Below are 19,373 nucleotides of genomic sequence, written 5' to 3'. Positions count from 1 at the left end.
CCGGTCTTGCGCGAGATCCCGAACTCCCGGCACACCGCGCTCATGCCTTCTCCGTCGAGCAGGCGAGCCACAAAGCGAAGACGTTCCTCCATCACCGAACACTCTCTCCACGGCATCAACACCTCCCGGCAAAAACCGAAAAGTGTTACCTATGTGTCCGGTACAAATCGTCACCTATGTCTCGGGCCGCTCATCTTTGTCCCGAACGCAATCTCCCGGGCTTGCATCGAGATGACCGGGACGCGAGCGAGCCCCCGATCGGATTGATTTTTGCGCCGAAATATGGTGCTTCTCCCGCCCATGAATAGGTTATTTTTTGCGGTCCTCGCATGGATGGCGCTGCCTTGGCCGGCCAGCGCGATGGACAGCGCATTGCGCGCCGGCCTGCTGAAACTCGATCCGCAAACCCGGCTGGAGCAGCGATGCGACGCCGAAATTCTCGACCGGATTACCCGCGACGACCACAAATACAAAGCCGATCGTGTCGTCGCCTACGCTTTTGCGACGCCCGAAATGGGCGCCGATGCGATCAGGAGCCCGGGTGCTGCGTTTCGCAGCAAAGGACAATGGTACCGGCTGAAATTCAAATGCGAGACAGCGCCGGACCATATGGAAGTCCTGCAGCTCCGCTACCGGATCGGTGATGAAATTCCGGAAAGCGACTGGCCCAAATACAATCTCTATAATTAGGCATTCGCGACCTGTGGCCGCATTTTGCAGGTGTTTCGGGCCGATAGTCGCAAACTCTGTATATTGCCGACCTTGTTCTAACCAGTCCCTTGACGTCCGGGAACCATACACGTTAGGCCCTCCAGGCATTCGACGCAAACGGTCGGCCAACCAGCAAGGGACTTCCAGTCGATGGAAATTTTCACTGCCGCGGGCTTCTCTGCCCTGCTCCAGGTCATCGCCATCGACCTCGTGCTTGCAGGCGATAACGCCATCGTCATCGGCCTGGCCGCAGCGGGCTTGCCGGTCGAGCAGCGCAAGAGAGCGATTCTCATCGGCGTGGTGGCGGCAACGGTGCTGCGCATCGGTTTTGCCGCGATCACCGTCACCCTGCTGCAGATTGTTGGCCTGCTGCTGGCCGGCGGCATCTTGCTGCTGTGGGTGTGCTGGAAGATGTATCGCGAGCTGCGCACGTCGCATGCCGACGAGGTGGAGGCGACGGAAGCGCTGTCCAATTCCGATATCAACAGCGATGATATGGTGGCCGGCAAGACGCGTAAGAAGACCTTGGGTCAGGCGGCATTGCAGATCGTCATCGCCGACGTGTCGATGTCGCTCGACAACGTGCTGGCGGTCGCCGGCGCGGCGCGCGATCACTTCCAGGTGCTGGTGATAGGCCTCGTCCTGTCGATCGCGCTGATGGGCCTTGCCGCGAGCTTCATCGCCAAGCTGCTGCACCGCCATCGCTGGATCGCCTATATCGGCCTTTTGATCATCTTCTATGTCGCACTCGATATGATCTATCGAGGCGCGGTGGAAGTCTTGCCGCATGTCAGCAGTGCGGTGAGCTGACGCATCGACTCGAATTCGCATCGGCCGCGACTTCGATTTCGGCGAGCCTTCGGCGATGCCGGCGGTTGCGTTTCGCCGCAGCCGCTGCCCATACCAATGCGGCAACAACTGTGGTACTGCGCCGCCAATCCTGAATCCGGAAAAGCTTGATGTCCGCCCCTCGCGTCAGTTTCGTCAGCCTTGGATGCCCGAAAGCCCTTGTGGATTCGGAGCGCATTATCACCCGCCTGCGCGCTGAAGGCTACGAGATCGCCCGCAAGCACGACGGCGCCGACCTGGTCGTCGTCAACACCTGTGGCTTCCTCGATTCGGCTCGCGATGAATCGCTCAATGCCATCGGCTCGGCACTTTCAGAGAACGGCAGGGTTATCGTTACCGGGTGCCTCGGCGCCGAGCCGGACGTCATTCGTGAAAGACACCCCAACGTCCTCGCCATCACTGGTCCACAAGCCTATGAAAGCGTTATGGCGGCTGTGCATGAGGCAGCACCGCCGAGCCACGATCCCTACATCGACCTTTTGCCGCCGCAAGGGGTCAAGCTTACGCCGCGCCACTATGCGTATCTCAAGATTTCGGAAGGCTGCAATAACCGCTGCACCTTCTGCATCATCCCGGCGCTGCGTGGCGACCTCGTATCGCGGCCGGCCGCCGACGTGTTGTGCGAAGCCGAGAAGCTGGCCAAGGCCGGGGTCAAGGAGATCCTCGTCATCTCGCAGGATACCAGCGCCTACGGCATCGACATCAAATACCGGACCAGCATGTTCGGCGACCGCGAAGTGCGGGCGAAGTTCCTCGATCTATCAGAAGAACTGGGCAAGCTCGGTGTCTGGGTGCGCATGCACTATGTCTATCCCTACCCGCATGTCGCAGACGTCATCCCCCTGATGGCCGAAGGCAAGATTCTTCCCTATCTCGACATTCCGTTCCAGCATGCCTCGCCGCAGGTGCTGAAGAACATGCGCCGGCCCGCTCATGGCGAAAAGACGCTCGAGCGCATTCGCAGCTGGCGCGACGTCTGCCCGGACCTTGCCATCCGCTCCACCTTCATCGTCGGTTTCCCCGGCGAGACGGACGACGATTTCGAGATGCTGCTCGACTGGCTGGACGAGGCGAAGATCGACCGCGCCGGCTGTTTCAAATACGAGCCGGTCAGAGGCGCCCGCTCCAACGAGCTCGGCCTCGAGCAGGTGCCGCAGGAGATCAAGGAAGCCCGCTGGCACCGCTTCATGCAGCGCCAACAGAAGATTTCGGCAACGCAGCTCACCAAGAAAATTGGCAAGCGACTGCCGGTCCTGATCGACGAGGCGCATGGCAATTCGGCCAAGGGCCGGACCAAATACGACGCGCCCGAAATCGACGGCTCGGTCCATATCCAGTCGCGGCGGCCCTTGCGCGCGGGCGACATCGTCACGGTCAAGATCGATCGCGCCGACGCTTACGACCTCTACGGCTCGGCGGTCTGAGATCACTCAGTCCGAAATGAAAGGGCGCCTCGCGGCGCTCTTTCGTTCGGTGTGCTTCCCGGTTGCCTACTGCGGCAGCTTGTCGTCGACGCCTTTCACGTAGAAATTCATGCCGAGCAACGTGGCGTCGTCGGCGACCTCGCCCTCCTTCAGCCAAGGTGTGCCGTCCTGCTTGGCGATCGGCCCGGTAAAGGGGTTCCAGCCGTCGGCGATCTTCTTGGTGGTGGCCTCGGCCATCGCCTTGACGTCATCGGGCATGTTGGTGAACGGCGCCAGCTTGACGGCGCCGTCCTTGATGCCGAGCCAGACATTGTCGGGCTTCCAGGTGCCGTCGAGTGCCGCCTGGACCCGGCTGATGTAGTACGGGCCCCATTCGTCGGTCAGTGCGGTCAGTTGCGCGTGCGGTGCGAACTTGATCATATCGGAGGACTGGCCGAAGCCGTGCAGCTTGCGCTCCTCCGCCACCTGCAACGCAGCGGTCGAGTCGGTGTGTTGGACGATGATGTCGGCCCCTTGGTCGAACAATGCCTTGGCGGCGTCGGCTTCTTTGCCCGGATCGAACCAGGAGTTCACCCAGACGATTTTGGCTTTGAAGTTCGGATTGATCGACTGTGCGCCTAGCATGAAGGAATTAATACCCATCACAACTTCCGGGATCGGGAAGGAAACGATGTAGCCGGCGACACCCGACTTCGATTGCTTGGCGGCGATCTGGCCAAGTACGTAGCGGCCTTCATAGAAACGCGCATTGTAGATGCCGAGATTTTTGGCGGTCTTGTAGCCAGTGGCGTGCTCGAACATCACCTTGGGGAATTTTTTTGCGATCTTCACTTCCGGGTCCATGAAGCCGAAGGATGTGCCGAAAATGATCTTGCATCCCTCGCGCGCCAGGCGCTCGAAGGCGCGGTCGGCATCGGGGCCTTCGGAGACGTTTTCGAGATAGGCGGTCTCGACCTTGTCGCCGAGTGCCTTTTCCACCTCGAGGCGGCCCTGGTCGTGCTGGTAGGAGTAGCCGAAATCGCCGATCGGGCCGGTATAGACCCAGCATGCCTTCAGCTTGTCCGCCGCCTCGGCTGAGGCCGCCAGCGACAATGCGGCCGTCGTCGCCAGCAGGGCAATAAGCAGTTTTTTCATTTTGTTACCTCTCTGAGTTAAGCCTTGGAGCTTCCGTCTTTTTGTTGTCAACGATCCGGAACGAATGGCTGGCCCAAGGAGGCCGGCGTGTTCACCATCGTCAAACGTTTGTTGCGCGAGATTAGAACGAGAACCACGACGGTTGCCAGATAGGGCAGCGAAGAAAGCAGTTGCGAGGGGACCGGAATGCCGAATGCCTGTGCATGAAGCTGGCCGATCCAGACCGCGCCGAAAATATAGGCGCCGGCCAGCACCCGCCACGGCCGCCAGGAAGCGAAGACGACCAGAGCCAGCGCGATCCAGCCGCGGCCGGCGGTCATGTTCTCCACCCATTGCGGCGTGTAGACCAGCGATAGGTGGCCGCCGGCTAGGCCGGCACAAGCGCCGCCGAAAATCACTGAGAGATAACGGTAGCGGATGACATGGATACCAAGCGCATGGGCCGATGCATGGCTGTCGCCGATCGAGCGCAGCGTGAGCCCGGTGCGGGTCTTGAACAGGAACCACATGACGGCAGCGGTAAGCGCGATCGAGATGTAGAAGATTGGATCCTGGCCGAACAGCAGCTTGCCGACGACCGGGATTGCGGTCAGGCCGGGAATGTCGAGGTTTGGCAGCCTCTCGCCAGGCTGGCCGACAAAATTCGTCCCCATCATGCCGGAAAGCCCGAGGCCGAGCAGTGTCAGCGACAGGCCGGTTGCCACCTGGTTGGTGGCCAGCGACAGCGTCATGACAGCGAACAGAAGCGAGAACACTGCCCCCATGGTGATTGCCGCCAACAGCCCTATCCAAGGCGAGCCGGTGAGATAGCCGGCGCCGAAACCGCCGACCGCACCCATGATCATCATTCCTTCGACACCGAGATTGAGCACACCCGAACGTTCGACCACCAGTTCGCCGATCGCCGCGATCAGCAGCGGCGTCGCCGCCGTCGCGATCGTCAAGAGGATGTTGACGGTGACGTCCATCAGCGGGCTCCCTCCAGCTTCGGCGCTGCCTCGAGCTTCGGCGCGGAAAAGCCGATCAGGCGAATGCGGTAATGGATGAGCGTGTCGCAGCCGAGCACGAAGAACAAAAGCATGCCCTGGAACACGCGCGCCACCTTGTCGGAGATGCCGAGCGCGCTTTGCACTGCCTCGCCGCCCAGATAGGTCAGCGCCAGCACAAGGCCTGCGGCGACGATGCCGAGCGGATTGAGCCGGCCGAGGAATGCCACGATGATAGCGGTAAATCCGTAGCCGGGCGAGATCACCGGCTGCAATTGTCCGATGGCTCCCGAGACCTCCGAAATCCCGGCAAGTCCGGCCAGTGCGCCCGACAGCAGGAAGGCAAAGAAGACCATACGGTTAAGGCCAAACCCGGCGAAGCGCCCTGCCCTCGGGCTTGAGCCGAGCACACGGAGCTCGAAGCCTTTCAGCATACGGCTCATCAGGATCCAGATCAGTATCGCCGCGACCAACGCGAAGACAAATCCCCAGTTTGCCCGGCCGGATTCCGGGAGGAGTTCCGGCAGTATGGCCGAGTCGTTGAACTGGATGGTTTGCGGGAAACCGTGGCCCTGCGGATCGCGCCACGGCCCGCGTACGAGCCAATCGAGGAAGAGCTGGGCGACATACACCAGCATCAGGCTGGTCAGGATCTCGTTGGTGTTGAAGCGCGTCTTCAGCAGTGCCGGGATTGCAGCATAGGCAGCCCCACCGACCATGCCGAAAAGAAGCATCAGCGGCAGCACCAATGGGCCTTCGAACTGCGGAAACAGCACAGGGAAGATCGAGCCGACAATGCCGCCCAGGATGAACTGACCTTCGGCGCCGATGTTCCAGATGTTGGCTTTGTAGCAGACCGACAGTCCGACCGCGATCAGGATCAGGGGGGCGGCCTTGATCGCCAGCTCATGCAGCTGCCAGACCTGGCTGATCGGTTCGATGAAGTAGATGCGGAACGCACTCAACGGGTTGACGCCGAGCAGCGCGAACATGATGGCACCGGCTATGATCGTCAAAACGAAAGCGATGAAAGGCGAGAGTGCCGAAAACAGCATCGAGCGCTGCGGGCGTTTTACAAGTTCGAGGCGCATCAAGCCGTCTCCAGCGTATGTTCGGCATGACCGGGTTCGGCGCCGCCCATCAGCAGCCCGATTTTCTCGAATGTCGCTTCAGCTATCGGCAGCGGCTTCGACAGTTCGCCATTGTGCATGACCGTGATCGCATCGGAAATCTCGAACAGCTCGTCGAGGTCCTGGCTGATCACCAGCACCGCCGAGCCGCTGCGCGCCAGTTCGATCAGCGCCTGGCGGATGTGGGCCGCCGCACCCGCGTCGACCCCCCAGGTCGGCTGATTGACCACCAAGACGCTTGGCCGGCGGTCGAGTTCGCGGCCGACGATGAATTTCTGCAGATTGCCGCCCGAAAGGGCCGCAGCCTCTGGGTCCGGCGCGCTCTTGCGCACGTCCATTGCCTTTATGATGCGTTGAGCAGCGGTATAGATCCCATCGCTCTTGACCATTCCACCGGCGCCGACAAACATCTTGCCGTCGGTGGCGTGGCGCGACAGAAGCAGGTTTTCCGAAAGCCTCATGCGCGGTGCTGCGCCGTGGCCGAGCCGCTCTTCCGGAACGAAGGCAGCGCCCATCAGGCGCCTGCCGGTGATGGCGAGGCCGCCGGCATCCTTGCCGCGGATGCGGACCGAGCCGGTATCCTCCTGCAGCACCTCGCCGGAAACGGATTCGAAGAATTCGCCCTGGCCGTTGCCGGCCACACCGGCAATGCCGATCACCTCGCCTGCCCGGACTTCAAGATTGATGTTCCTGAGCGGGATCGAGAACGGGGTCGCCGGCTTGCGCGTGAGTTCGCGGATTTGAAGCAGCACCGGCGCGGTCTCGATACCCTCGGCCGGCGCCCGCACCACGGCCTGGACCTCGTTGCCGACCATCATGCGCGCCAACGAAGACGCGGTTTCCTGGCGCGGATTGCAATGGCCGACCACCTTGCCGTGACGCAGCACGGTGGCGCGGTCGCAGATGCGTTTGACTTCTTCCAGCCGGTGAGAAATGTAGAGGATGGACTTTCCTTCCGAACGCAGCCGTTCGAGCGTCTCGAACAACTTATCGGCCTCCTGCGGCGTCAGCACCGAAGTTGGCTCGTCGAGGATGATGAGTTGCGGCGTCTGCAGGAGGCAGCGGATGATTTCGATACGCTGGCGCTCGCCGACCGACAGATCACCGACCAGCGATAGCGGATCGAGAGGCAGGCCGTAACTGTAGGAGAGCGCCCTCGCCTTGGCCGAGATCGTGCTGATCGGCGAGCCGTCATCCAGCGACAGCGCGATGTTCTCCGCCGCCGTCAGCGCTTCGAACAGGGAAAAATGCTGGAAAACCATGCCGATGCCGAGCTTTTTTGCGGTGCCTGGGCTGGTGATCCTGACCGCCTGGCCATTCCAGAAAATCTCGCCAGAATTCGGTTCCAGCGATCCAAACAGCATTTTCACCAGCGTCGACTTGCCGGCGCCGTTCTCGCCAAGCAACGCATGGATCTCGCCCTTGGCGATGTTGAGATCGACATGGTCGCAGGCTGTCAGCGTGCCGAATATCTTTGTGAGGCCGCGAACCTCAAGCAGGTTTGCGCCGTCCTGATCTGCACTCACGGTGCCTCCATCTGGTTTGCCAGACATGTTCTGTGTTCCCGCAAGCATCGTATGCGCGCCCTGCTCTCTACGGTAAGCGCCTCACGACTTGAAAGAGCTTCAAGAATTTCAGCGGAAACTCAAGCGGTAAAGAGCAGTTCGCAAGAACCGCGGCGTCGGCGGGCCGAAACTGCGGGCGCTCAAGGGATAAGTATCGTTGTCCCGGTGGTCCTGCGCCCTTCGAGATCGGAATGCGCCTTGCCGGCCTCGCTGAGCGCGTAACGCTGGTTGATCTTGATCTTGACGGCGCCGCTGAGCACCACGTCGAACAATGCGGCGGCGGAAGCCTCGAGGTCTTCGCGCCTGGCATTGTAGACGAACAGCGTCGGCCGCGTTGCGAACAGCGAGCCCTTCTGCGCCAGCAACGAGATGCTGAAGGGCGGGATCGGCCCAGACGATTGACCGAAGCTGACGAACGTGCCGAGCGGCCGCAGGCAATCGAGCGAGGCTGGAAACGTGTCGTTGCCGACCGAATCATAGACGACGTCGCATTTCTTGCCACTGGTGATAGCGGCAACGCCGGCGACGAAATCCTGTTCGCGATAGTTGATCACGTGGTCGAAGCCATGCGCCTTGGCGAGTTCGATCTTGTCGGTTGAACTCGCGGTGCCGATCACCGTCGCGCCGAGATGCTTGGCCCATTGACCGAGGATCAGCCCGACACCGCCGGCCGCCGCATGAAACAGGATCGTGTCGCCGGCTTTCACCTTGAATGTACGGCGCAACAGATACTCGGCCGTCATGCCCTTTAGCATCACGGCTGCGGCCTGTTCGTCGCTGATGCCGTCCGGCACCTTCACCACGCGGTCGGCAGCGATCACGCGCTGCTCGGCATAGGCGCCGGTGGTCACGGCATAGGCGACGCGATCGCCGGGTTTGAGCCAGTCGACATCCGAGCCGACCTTAAAGACCACGCCGGCCGCCTCACCGCCGGGGATCAGCGGAAATCCGCCCTGCGGCGGATAAAGGCCCGAGCGATAATAGACGTCGATGAAATTGAGACCGATCGCGCTGTGCTTGACCAGGATCTGTCCCGAGCCTGGCTGCCCGGGATCGGCATCCTCATAGGTCAGGACCTCCGGACCGCCATGGGCATGGATGCGGATCGCTTTGGACATTTTCAGGCTCTCTTGGGATCAGGCTCTCTTGTCCGGCTTGGCGCCGAGATTTGGAAAGAACTGCATGATAGCGCCGATGCAGGCGAGGTAAAGCCCGGTGACCGTGATCCCGATCTTGATGAAGTCGCTGACCTGCTCGCCCAGCACGCCGATCTGGTCGTAGAAGGAGGCAAGTGCGGCCTGCGCCAGCGCCAGCGCGCCGAAAGCGCACCAAAGCAGCGTCATGCCGAGATTGACGCGCCGCAGCCGCTTCACCCGCACCGGATGGATGAAATTGATCGGCACGAAGGTGAGAATGCCGGCCACCACGACCACGGCGAAGGAAACCCATTGTCCTGGTTCGATGACGAACAGCGTGAACACCACCATGTTCCAGACGACCGGAAAGCCCTTGAAGAAATTCTCCTTCGTCTTCATGCCGGTATCGGCATAGTAGATCGCGCTCGACACCACGATGATCGCCGCCGACAGGAACGACAGGCGCTCGCCCATGAAGCCGCGCTGATAGAGCGCGAAGGCCGGAATCAACACGTAGGTCACGTAGTCGATGATGTTGTCGAGCAGCTCGCCCGACCATGTCGGCAGGATTTCCTTGACGTCGAGCTTCCTGGCGATCGGCCCGTCGATGCCGTCGACGAAAAGCGCCAGGCCCAGCCACCAGAACATCGCCGTCCACCTCTGCTCGCTTGCTGCCACCAGCGACAGAAACGCCAGGAATGAGCCCGACGCGGTCAAGAGATGGACCGAGAACGCCCGCGCCTGAGGCCATGTGACTTTCTTCTTCGGCCGCGGAATCCGGTCGGCGATTTTCCTGGCCGTCGTCTTCTTGCTCACGGGCCCCGCCAATCCAGCTTGCAGATTTCGGCCGAGCGGCCAGCAAAGTTCCAGTTGCGGCCAAAGGCCCGCATTTTGCTCTTGTCGGATTTGGCGACGATGATTTCCGGCGCAATCCAGTATTCCGAATTGCTGATGACCGTATCCTTGTCGCGATCCTTGCCGGTGATCGGCGTCACCGCACCATCGATGATCTTCGGTATCTGGAAAATGCGTGTTTTCTCACGCGTCTCGTAGGTGATCGGCACCTGCTCGACCCCGAGGAACTGTCCGACCAGGATGGAGAGCAGCGATGTGGTTCCACCCGCCTTGCCGGTGAATATCTTCGTCAGTCCCTTCACAGCGTAAACCGAGGCGCGCTTGTCGATGAAAAGGCCGGCCGTCCAGTTGCCGCGGCTCATATAGCCGGGGATTTCCATGATCAGCCCAAGATTGAGACCGGACAGGTCGACGTCGCCGAAATGGCCGGCATCGATGCGGAACCCCGCCCAGGTTTGGCAATAGCCTTCCGTAGGCGGATGGTTGCCGAGCGACAGAACGCAAGGGCAAAAAACCGTGCAATTGCAGGAGAGGACGAGTTCTCCCTTCATTGCCCAGTTTTGGTCTGTCATCGAATTGTCCCCCTCATGTCGAGACTACTAGTAGCGCTGCTGCCCAGACAAGCAGTATCGCACCGGCCAGCCGCGTCGGCAGATTGCCTGCCATCCGTTTTTCGACCAGGCTGAACAAGCCGATCATCGCCATCCAGAACACGTTCATCACACCGACGGCAAACATTACCAGCATTAGAGCCCAGCAGCATCCAAGGCACCACAGGCCCTGCTTCATGCCGAGCCGCAAAATACGAATGGGCCTGGCGCTCCAGTTGGCGAACAGGACCGAGAACGGATTTCTGCACTTGTCCAGACAGACTTCCTTCAGCCGGCTGAACTGATAGAGACCAGCGATCGACAGCGCGGCTGCCCCGGCAATTCCAACCAGCGGATCGAGCATCTGCCCGGATGAGGCGAATGCATGGATTGCGAGCGTCAGGGCAGCGAACATTGCCGAGGCGACAAGCCAGACGCTCAAATATCCAGCGACCAGGATCAGCGGATGGACGGCCGGCTCCCTCTTGATCCGGGCGGTATCCGCGATCTCGCAATAGGTGCGGATCATCGGCGCCGCGGAGGGCAGCATGGTCGCGATGGCCATCAACAGCCACATCGCGGTGAGTGCCCCGCCTTGCGCGCCTACGCTTGCGCGAACCGGCGCCGGCGCAAGGCAGAGGGCGAAGAAACGGGCAAGGAAATCCGGCAACGGCAGTTGCGGCAGGTATTCCAGCACGGCATCGCCGGGTGCATCGGCGCCCGGGAGCCGGCTTACGGCACCACGAACTGCCATTGCCCCGAGGAGGAGCCAGGCAAGGGCGACGCCCATGCCGGCAACGACGCTCACCGCCAGTCGAGGGCTGCGCGCAACGCTCGCCATCGCGCGGCCGGTACCATCGAGGTGGCTGAAATCGTCTTGTTGGCCGGTCATGGCAACCGAATGGGCCGAATCGCCGCGTTGATCAAGCCGCATCACCTGACCTATATGGACCAGCAGGTCGGACAGGCCTCACCTCGCAATCCGGAAGCCGAATTTGGACCATCGGGAAACAGCACGGATACTGGTCGCCGGCAGCGGCCCTGCGGGGCTGATCGCGGCGCTTGGCTTTGCCGAGGCGGGCTTTCCCGTGACACTCGTCGGACCCGACGCAGCCGGCCCCGACGGCCGGACGACAGCCTTGATGAACCCTGCCCTAGAGATGTTCGAACGGCTAGGGATCTTCGACGGAATCAGGCCGCACGCAGCGCCGCTCAAGGTGATGCGTATCGTTGACGCAACCAACCGGCTGATCCGCAGCCCGACAGTGACTTTTCGCGCCAGCGAGATCAACGAAGAGCAATTCGGGCTGAACTTGCCCAACAGCGTTCTCAACCGCACGCTAGCCGAGGCTGTCACGCATTCGGGTATCGAATGGCGAAAGTCGATGGTGGAGGCATGGCGCCTCGATGCCGACCATGCCCATGCCGTTCTCGCCGACGGTAGCGAGGTTGAGGCATCATTGGCAGTTGCCGCCGATGGCCGTCAATCGCCGGCCCGCGAGGCAGCCGGCATCCGGACCTCGGTCCGATCCTTTCCGCAGGCGGCGCTGGTGCTCAATTTCGGTCACCGCAGCGACCATGCATTCACCTCGACCGAATTCCACACCGAGACCGGTCCGTTCACACAGGTTCCCCTGCCCGGCAACCGGTCCAGCCTTGTCTGGGTGCTCGAACCCGAAATCGCCAAGGATCTTGCAGCACTCGACGAGGCCGAGCTTTCGACGCGGGTCGAACAGCAGATGCAATCGATGCTGGGCCGCGTGTCGGTTGAGCCCGGCCGGCAGGTCTACCCACTTTCAGCGGTGAGCCCGTGGCGGTTTGCGCATCGCCGCGTGGCACTTGTCGGTGAAGCCGCCCACGTGTTTCCCCCAATCGGCGCGCAAGGGCTTAATCTCGGCATCCGGGACATTGACGACCTGATTGGTACCGCAAGCAGAAACCGCTCGGACCCGGGCGCCGCCCAGACGCTTGCAGCCTATGATTTCAAGCGACGGCCGGACATTCTGGCGCGCAGCAGCGCGGTCAACCTGCTGAACATGTCGTTGCTTTCCGACATGCTGCCGGCCCAGCTGATGCGCAGTGCTGGTCTTGGCGCGCTTGAGGGGTTTGCGCCGTTGCGGGCGTTTTTCATGCGCGAGGGTCTTCGACCCGGCAGCGGTTTTGCGGCGTTTTTTGGCGGATTGCGAAAAGCGGCCGCGCGATAGCGATCGTGGCGCCGCCCTTGATCCGCATCTTGTGATGCTCAACCCGGCATCAGTTGATCGGGATTGAATTGACGCGGCGTCTGCGCCAAATAATGACGATGTCGACCGTAAGGTCTGGGCCGATCTTTGCCTGACCGGTGCGTGAGAATCTAAAGTCCTGGAGCGTTTCCTTGCGTGTTCCAGGATGCGTGGCGTTCAAGAAGTTCAAGTGGTGAGTGCTATGAAAACAGCCAAATTCTCGATCGGACAGGTGGTTCGCCACCGGCTGTTTCCGTTCCGCGGCGTCATTTTCGACGTCGATCCGCAATTCGCCAATACCGACGAATGGTACGAGGCGATCCCCGCCGACGTGCGGCCGCGCAAGGACCAGCCCTTCTATCATCTGCTCGCCGAGAATTCGGAGACGGAATACATCGCCTATGTGTCCGAGCAGAATTTACTCGAGGACCGGTCGGGCGAACCGGTTCGGCATCCGCAGATTGGGGAAATGTTCGACAAGAAGCCGGACGGGCGCTACGAGCCGAAGCACCAATTGAGACATTGACTTAGTCGGGATCTGGCTGGGCTCGGACAGGCTTGAGACAAGTCTGGACCCGATAATCAGCCGATTCAATAAAAAAGCGGGGCATGAACCCCGCTTTTTGTTTTGTTCGAAAACCCGTCGATCAGTTGGCGGCCTTTGCCTTTTCCTGCTCTTCCTTGAGCTTCTTGGCAAAATCCTGATTGTTCTTGGCGACGAACTCCTGGAGCTTCTTCTGTCGGTCCTCGATGTCCGACTGCTGCAGCGGCGGGCCGTCGAAGGCGCCGCTGAAGCCGGTCAGCGCGATCTTGATCGGGTTCGGCTGGTTCTGGAAATTGACCGAGGTCAGTGTCAGGTTCGAACCTTTCTTGAAGGACGCGACGAGCTGATCGGTCAGCGGCACTTCCGCCACGCAGCGATCCGGGAAACAGATCACGTACTCGAGCTTCTGCGCCTTGCCGGCGTCGATCTGGAGGCCGATGCCGGGAGGAACCAGACGGCCAGTCGGAACCGTCACCTGGAACACCTTGCGGTTCACCTTGCCCTTCAATTCGATCAGGCTGACGCCGGTGATGAGCTGACCATTGCCGGCGGTGGTGATGTTCTGGACATTGCAAATGTCGACATCTTCCTGCTTGGTGCAGGCCTTGAACCAGCCTTGCGGAATCTGCTGTTGCTGCTGCGCGACAGCAGCGGGAATGCCGGCGCCCAGAATGCCGACCACGCCAGCGGCCATGACCGACAGGCGGTACGCGTTGCTGTTCAGGCTCGTCATGTCGTGCATTCCTCTCAAATGATCCCGGGACCGGCTTTTTTCATGCCGTGTGGTCCAGCTACCTGTTGCCGAAATGAGGCAACAGAATGACTTCGGACGGCGTGTTACACTGCAAGCGGCGCCGAATCCAGCCCGGGCCGCGCGAATCTTGGCCGAGGGACTGGGTCGAGGGATTGGCCGGTGCACGACCGGCTCATGTATGCTGCGCATCGAATCGGGAAGGAGACGGTCATGGGCCGCGTTGTCGTTTGGCTGATCGCCACAATCTTGTTTGTCGGCCTTTCCCTGCAGCCGGCCCTGTCGGAACCGAAGCACGCGCTTGCCATGCAGGGCGAGCCGGCGCTGCCGGCCGACTATGATCATTTCAACTACGTCAATCCCGACGCGCCGAAAGGCGGCAGCATTACCTATTGTGTCGTAGGCAGCTTCGACAATCTCAATCCGTTCATCCTGAGAAGTCTGCGCACCACCGCGCGCGGCATGATGGATCAAGCTTTTGGCAATCTTGTCTTCGAGCCGTTGATGCAGCGCAACTACGACGAGGCCTTCAGTCTCTACGGCCTGCTCGCCGATACCGCCGACATGGATCCCGAGCGCAAGAGCATCGAATTCCACCTCGATCCCAGGGCCAAATGGTCGGACGGCGAGCCGGTGACGCCGGAAGACGTGTTGTTCACCTATGATGTCTTCACCGAGAAGGGTCGGCCACCTTACAGCCAGCGAATGAAAGCGATCGCCAAGCTCGAAAAGACCGGCGACCGCAGTGTGCGCTTCACCTTCAACGAAAAGGCGGACCGCGAATTTCCCCTAATCATTGCGCTGACGCCGATCATCCCGAAACACGCGTTCAACAAGGACACTTTCGACAGGACGACGCTGAAGCCGGTGATCGGCAGCGGGCCTTACATGGTGGCGCAAGTCGCGCCCGGCCAGCGCATCGTGTTCAAGCGCAATCCGGACTATTGGGGCAAGGACCTGCCGTCCAAGCGCGGCTTCGACAATTACGACCAGATCACCATCGAGTATTTCCTCAACGCCAACGCCAAGCAGGAAGCGTTCAAGAAAGGCATCTGCGCCATCGACGACGACAGCGACCCGGTCAAACGCGAGCGCGATCTCGACTTTCCGGCCTTCCACAGGGGCGAGGTCATCGCCGAAACTTTCGATACCGGCATTCCGCCGGTGTTCAACGGTTTCCTGTTCAACACGCGGCTGCCGAAATTTTCCAATCCGATCGTGCGGCGCGCGCTCGGCATGCTCTACGACTTCGAATGGGCCAACAAGAATCTGTTCGGCGGCAAATACACGCGCACGATGAGTTTTTGGCAGAATTCCGAGCTGTCCGCGCTCGGCCACCCGGCCAGCGAAAAGGAAAAGGCCCTGCTGGCCCCCTACCCCGGCCGCGTGCCCGCAGATGTCATGGACGGCACCTACAGGCCGCCCGTTACCGATGGCTCCGGCCAGGACCGCAAGGTGCTGAAGGCGGCATTCGAGCTGCTGAAGAGCGCGGGCTATACGGTGCAGGACGGCGCGATGCTCGATCCCCAGGGAAAGCCGTTCGGTTTCGAGATCCTGACCGCCTCGCAGGACGAAGAGCGACTTGCCGCTATCTATCAGCGCACGCTTGAGAAGCTCGGCATCGATGTCAGCATTCGCAGCCTCGACGGCGATCAGATCCAGTCGCGCAAGCAGCGTTTCGATTTCGAGGTGCTGGTCGGCTCGACCGGTTTCAACAACTCGCTGTCGCCCGGTATCGAGCAAGCCGGGCGCTGGGGATCCGCTGCCGCCAAGGCCGAAGGCTCGTTCAACCTAGCGGGTGTCGCCGACCCCGCAGTGGACGCGGCGATCGAGGCGATGTTGAGAGCCCGCTCGAAGGAGGACTATGTCGCTGCTGTCCGGGTCCTCGACCGGCTGCTGATCTCAGGCAATTACATGGTGCCGACCCAGCACAACAACCAGCAATGGCTCGCTTATTGGAACTATCTGGAACATCCGCAAAAGACGCCCATATACGGTTATCAGTTGCCGACCTGGTGGCGCAAACCGAAGTGACCTCTTCAGAACAGGAGATCAAGATGAACGACGAGAACTCGATTACCGTCGATGTGGTCTCCGACGTCGTGTGCCCCTGGTGCTTTATCGGCCAGAAACGGCTCGACAAGGCGATTGCCGCCGTCGACATCGACGTTCACATACGTTGGCGGCCCTTCCAGCTCGACCCGACGATTCCGCCCGAAGGCAAGAACCGCCGCGACTACATGGTGGCGAAATTCGGCAGCGAGCAACGCATCCGCGAAATCCATGCCCGGATCGAGCCGTTGGGCGAGGCTGAGGGGATTTCCTTTGCCTTCGACGCCATCAAGGTCGCGCCCAATACGCTGGATGCGCACCGGCTCATTCGCTGGGCCGGGACGGCCGGCGAGGCCGTTCAGAACCGGCTGGTGCGCCGGCTGTTCCAGCTGAATTTCGAAGAAGGCGCCAATCTCGGCGATCATGCCGTGCTGATCGAAGCCGCCCGCGAGGCCGGCATGGATGCCTCCGTCGTCGAAACGCTTCTGTCGACGGACGCGGATGTCGAGGCGGTGCGCACCGAAATCGCCACCGCTTCGCGCATGGGCATATCGGGCGTGCCGTGCTTTCTGCTTGAAGGCAAATATGCGGTGATGGGCGCCCAGGACGCCGATACGCTTGCCGATGCGCTGCGCCAGGTGGCTGCGGCCAAGGCACGCGGCGAACTGGAGACGGCGAACTGAGCTGGGCTATTTTCGACTATTTCACCGTCACCTTCGCCTTGCTGACGAAAAAGCCATGGCCATGCTTGGCGGTGCAGGTCAATCCCTTGGTGGAGGACTGGCAGGAAAACAGCCCCTTGCTCCAGCTGTTGCCGTAGGCCTTGCTCGCCCGGGTTCGTGATCTGTGTCGGAATCCATGTCGGTCCGCATCCTGGACGTAGGGGCAACGTCGTTGCTTGGCTGATTACGGGCTCTCCCGACAAGGCGGCTTCACCCACGAATCATACAGGTCGCGTTCTGGCCGCCAACGAGGTCGGACCTGGCCGTAAGGGCGCGCTGAAGATCGGTTCAGGCTGTGAAGATCGACCGCTGGACGGCGCTTCTACGTTCACAAAGCTGTGTGAGGGCCTTCCCCAAGGGAAGGTCCCTACTTTCTCCGGTGCAGGCAAGTAACATATTGAAATTGCATTGATATCAAGCGCCTAGAATTCCGACGGCACAGCCCCGTGATCATCCACTCTGTTGCTCCACTGCAACGGCCGGCGAGTTAAGCCACCCGCGGCTGGTGAAAAGCTAATGGAAAATGATCAATTGGTGTTACTGTCCGTAATAAAAGAAAAATCGTTTGGGCGGGATAGTGATTCGGGTCGATAGACCAACGCGACATTCAATATCGGAAAAATGGCTCCGCGGTGCCGCAAGGCAGTCGCCCCTTACGCCCGTATCGTCGATGCGCAGCTTCTGGGGCCTGATGCGGGCCTACTGGTTTTCGGACAAGTGGGTGGAAGCCTGGACCTTGACGCTGGTGATCGCGCTGCTCACCGCGCTCTCCAGCAAGTCAGGCGTGTGGTTTGCCGTAGCATCCGGAGAGCTGGTCAACTCGATCGCCTTTTTCCATGATGCCGCGAACACCACCCCGCTTCAGACACTGCTGGCCAATGCCGGGATACTTGTCCTCCTGGTCTTGCTCAAGGATGCGGGTTTTACCGGTATCCGCAGCCTGGTGTCCGCAACGTTGCATCGCAAGTGGCGCGGCTGGCTGGACAGCCAGTTCAACGAAGCCCTGCTTGATTCCAATCACACCCATTTCCACGCTCAGCATGGCTCGTCAGGTGCCGCCGCTCCCGACAATATCGACCAGCGCATCCAGGAATCGATCAAGGATATGACGGGCGGCGCCATCGGCCTCGCGATGGGGGTTTTGGCCGTTGCTACTTCATTGTATTTCGTCGGCCAGCAACTGCTTGCACACTCGGCGGAGGTCAAAGGGCTGGAGTTCCTCGGCAGCTATGGCAGCGCCGTCCTCGCCTTTCTGGCAGTCGCCACCTACGTGCCGTTGAACACCTGGATCGCCGTCAAGCTGGGCAGGCTGCTGGAACGGCTCAATGTCAGGATGCAGCAGGCCGAAGGCAGCTATCGCGGCGAGCTGATCACCTTTCTGCGCCGCAGTTTTCATGTCGCCGCATCGCAAGGCGAGAACGTGCAGAAGGCAGTGCACAGCCAGCGCTATGTCGACATCGACCGCACCTGGGCGCGGCTGAACATCGTCAACACAGGCTACAATTCGTTCGAGCTGATCTACAATTTCATCGGTGCCCGCATTGTCGCCTACGGGCCAGGCTTGGTTCCCTTCATCCATAACGGGTTCGATCTCAAGGGCTACATAACCGGCTCCGAGATGGTCAACTCGCTGATCAGTCAATGCTCGTGGTTCATCCATGTCATGCCTGCCATCGCCGCGCTGCGGGCCAACAGCCAGCGCGTCACCGAACTCGCAAACGCGATCGAAAACGTTCAGCACCCGCAGGAATTTTATCAGCAGACCGGCCGCTCCGATTTTCGCTACGACCGCCAAAACCCTGTTTTCGGCCTGACCATCCAGAAACTAGAGCTGGCGCATCAGGGCGAGGACGCAACGCCCTTCCTGAGTGCCGCGAACTTGCGCTTCCGGCGTGGCGAATGGACGTTCCTGAAGGGCGAATCCGGCTGCGGCAAGACCTCGCTGATCAAGGCGATCAACGGCCTTTGGCCCTATGGCCGCGGAACCATCGTCTTCCCGGAAGGGGTCAGGAGTTTCTACGCCGCCCAGGAGGTGAAGCTGCAGCAGGTTTCGCTGAAGCAATTGGTCTGCCTGCCCGGTTCCGAGCATGATTATCCCGACGTGCAGGTCGCATCCGCCCTGCACAAGGCCGGCCTCGGCGATTTCATCGAGCATTTGGCCGATGAGAGCCGTGAAGGAAAGATCTGGGATCAGGTTCTCTCGGGTGGGCAGAAACAGAAGCTGGTTGTCGCCCGTATCGTGCTGCAGCAGCCGGGATTGCTGTTCCTCGATGAAGCCACTGGCGCTCTCGACCCCGATGGACGGATCGCCTTCCACCAGGCGATCAAGGACAATTGCCCTGATGCAACTGTGATCTCGATCATGCATGAGGCGACGCCGCCGAGATCGCTCGCGGGCACCGAATTCTACCACAGCGTCGTTGCGATCGCCGACGGCGTCGCCACCAAGAAGCCGCTGGTTCCGAGCTTGCCGGTCGAGCTCACCACCATCCTCACGCAGCCGACGCGGCCGTCCGAGGACAAGTGGCTGCGCTTTCCCCGCCGGCTTAAGCAGAGATAGCTGCGGCACCATTGCCAGCATCCAGCCTGCCTGCCACGTAGCCCGATCACAGTCTCGCGATCCGGTCGGTCTGCCGCCGTTTTAACCCGCTCTCGCGATTGACTCGGCAAGGCGCGCGCCTATGTTGCGCCGGCTTGCAGAA

Annotated in this window: 18 protein-coding genes; 8 read left to right on the top strand and 10 right to left on the bottom strand. The window is 60.9% G+C overall.

Annotated elements, in window-relative coordinates:
• A partial coding sequence (locus tag NKH98_RS17260; RefSeq protein WP_352900016.1) for a helix-turn-helix domain-containing protein occupies positions 1–116 on the bottom strand: 116 nt, incomplete at its 3' end.
• A gap of 166 nt (positions 117–282) precedes the next feature.
• On the opposite strand from NKH98_RS17260, the gene NKH98_RS17255 reads away from it, so the two are divergent.
• The 3 genes from NKH98_RS17255 (at position 283) to rimO (ending at position 2,984) form a co-directional block, all read left to right on the top strand.
• Entirely contained in the window at positions 283–690 is a 408-nt protein-coding gene (locus tag NKH98_RS17255; protein ID WP_352478848.1) for a DUF930 domain-containing protein, read from the top strand.
• Between the two features lie 171 nt (positions 691–861).
• Positions 862–1,521, top strand: a complete 660-nt coding sequence (locus NKH98_RS17250; protein ID WP_352900011.1) for a TerC family protein — start codon at positions 862–864, stop codon at positions 1,519–1,521.
• A 149-nt stretch (positions 1,522–1,670) separates the two neighbouring features.
• A complete protein-coding gene (gene rimO, locus NKH98_RS17245; protein WP_352900008.1) occupies positions 1,671–2,984 on the top strand; it encodes a 30S ribosomal protein S12 methylthiotransferase RimO in 1,314 nt (437 codons plus the stop codon).
• Between the two features lie 66 nt (positions 2,985–3,050).
• On the opposite strand, the gene NKH98_RS17240 is transcribed toward rimO, so the two are convergent.
• The 8 genes from NKH98_RS17240 to NKH98_RS17205 form a co-directional block, all read right to left on the bottom strand.
• Positions 3,051–4,118 carry a BMP family ABC transporter substrate-binding protein gene (locus NKH98_RS17240; protein ID WP_352508441.1) on the bottom strand — a complete coding sequence of 356 codons (1,068 nt, stop codon included), beginning with the start codon at positions 4,116–4,118 and terminating at the stop codon, positions 3,051–3,053.
• Positions 4,119–4,165: 47 nt separating this feature from the next.
• A complete protein-coding gene (locus NKH98_RS17235; protein ID WP_352900006.1) occupies positions 4,166–5,086 on the bottom strand; it encodes an ABC transporter permease in 921 nt (306 codons plus the stop codon).
• Positions 5,086–6,198, bottom strand: a complete 1,113-nt coding sequence (locus NKH98_RS17230) for an ABC transporter permease (RefSeq protein WP_352900003.1) — start codon at positions 6,196–6,198, stop codon at positions 5,086–5,088. The genes NKH98_RS17235 and NKH98_RS17230 overlap by 1 nt, the downstream gene beginning before the upstream one ends.
• Positions 6,195–7,787, bottom strand: a complete 1,593-nt coding sequence (locus tag NKH98_RS17225; RefSeq protein WP_502894269.1) for an ABC transporter ATP-binding protein — start codon at positions 7,785–7,787, stop codon at positions 6,195–6,197. Before NKH98_RS17225 ends, NKH98_RS17230 begins: the two co-directional genes overlap by 4 nt.
• Positions 7,788–7,939: 152 nt before the next feature.
• Complete coding sequence (locus NKH98_RS17220; protein ID WP_352899998.1) at positions 7,940–8,917, bottom strand: quinone oxidoreductase family protein; 978 nt, start codon at positions 8,915–8,917, stop codon at positions 7,940–7,942.
• A gap of 18 nt (positions 8,918–8,935) precedes the next feature.
• Entirely contained in the window at positions 8,936–9,751 is an 816-nt protein-coding gene (gene pcsA / locus NKH98_RS17215) for a phosphatidylcholine synthase (RefSeq protein WP_352899997.1), read from the bottom strand.
• Entirely contained in the window at positions 9,748–10,362 is a 615-nt protein-coding gene (locus tag NKH98_RS17210) for a DUF1326 domain-containing protein (RefSeq protein WP_352478853.1), read from the bottom strand. Before NKH98_RS17210 ends, pcsA begins: the two co-directional genes overlap by 4 nt.
• 13 nt (positions 10,363–10,375) lie before the next feature.
• Complete coding sequence (locus NKH98_RS17205) at positions 10,376–11,272, bottom strand: DUF2182 domain-containing protein (protein ID WP_352899994.1); 897 nt, start codon at positions 11,270–11,272, stop codon at positions 10,376–10,378.
• 103 nt (positions 11,273–11,375) lie between these two features.
• On the opposite strand from NKH98_RS17205, the gene NKH98_RS17200 reads away from it, so the two are divergent.
• Together NKH98_RS17200 and hspQ are read left to right on the top strand one after the other, a co-directional pair.
• On the top strand, positions 11,376–12,584 hold the full coding sequence (locus tag NKH98_RS17200; protein ID WP_352899993.1) for a UbiH/UbiF family hydroxylase: 1,209 nt from the start codon (positions 11,376–11,378) through the stop codon (positions 12,582–12,584).
• A gap of 220 nt (positions 12,585–12,804) precedes the next feature.
• Positions 12,805–13,128, top strand: a complete 324-nt coding sequence (gene hspQ / locus NKH98_RS17195) for a heat shock protein HspQ (protein ID WP_023675043.1) — start codon at positions 12,805–12,807, stop codon at positions 13,126–13,128.
• A 121-nt stretch (positions 13,129–13,249) separates the two neighbouring features.
• On the opposite strand, the gene NKH98_RS17190 is transcribed toward hspQ, so the two are convergent.
• On the bottom strand, positions 13,250–13,879 hold the full coding sequence (locus NKH98_RS17190) for an invasion associated locus B family protein (protein WP_352478856.1): 630 nt from the start codon (positions 13,877–13,879) through the stop codon (positions 13,250–13,252).
• A 231-nt stretch (positions 13,880–14,110) separates the two neighbouring features.
• Between NKH98_RS17190 and NKH98_RS17185 the strand changes: the two genes are divergently transcribed.
• The 3 genes from NKH98_RS17185 (at position 14,111) to NKH98_RS17175 (ending at position 19,231) form a co-directional block, all read left to right on the top strand.
• Positions 14,111–15,931 (top strand): extracellular solute-binding protein, encoded by a 1,821-nt coding sequence (locus tag NKH98_RS17185; protein WP_352899990.1) that lies wholly within the window; start codon positions 14,111–14,113, stop codon positions 15,929–15,931.
• A 23-nt stretch (positions 15,932–15,954) separates the two neighbouring features.
• Positions 15,955–16,632, top strand: coding sequence for a DsbA family oxidoreductase (locus NKH98_RS17180; RefSeq protein WP_254817233.1), 678 nt, complete (start codon positions 15,955–15,957; stop codon positions 16,630–16,632).
• A gap of 709 nt (positions 16,633–17,341) precedes the next feature.
• Entirely contained in the window at positions 17,342–19,231 is a 1,890-nt protein-coding gene (locus NKH98_RS17175; protein ID WP_352899987.1) for an ABC transporter ATP-binding protein/permease, read from the top strand.
• The last annotated feature ends 142 nt before the right edge of the window (positions 19,232–19,373 follow it).

Source organism: Mesorhizobium sp. M0833, from assembly GCF_040319905.1.
In the GTDB taxonomy this organism is placed as follows: Bacteria; Pseudomonadota; Alphaproteobacteria; order Rhizobiales; family Rhizobiaceae; genus Mesorhizobium.
This window is presented reverse-complemented; position numbering and strand designations above follow the sequence as displayed.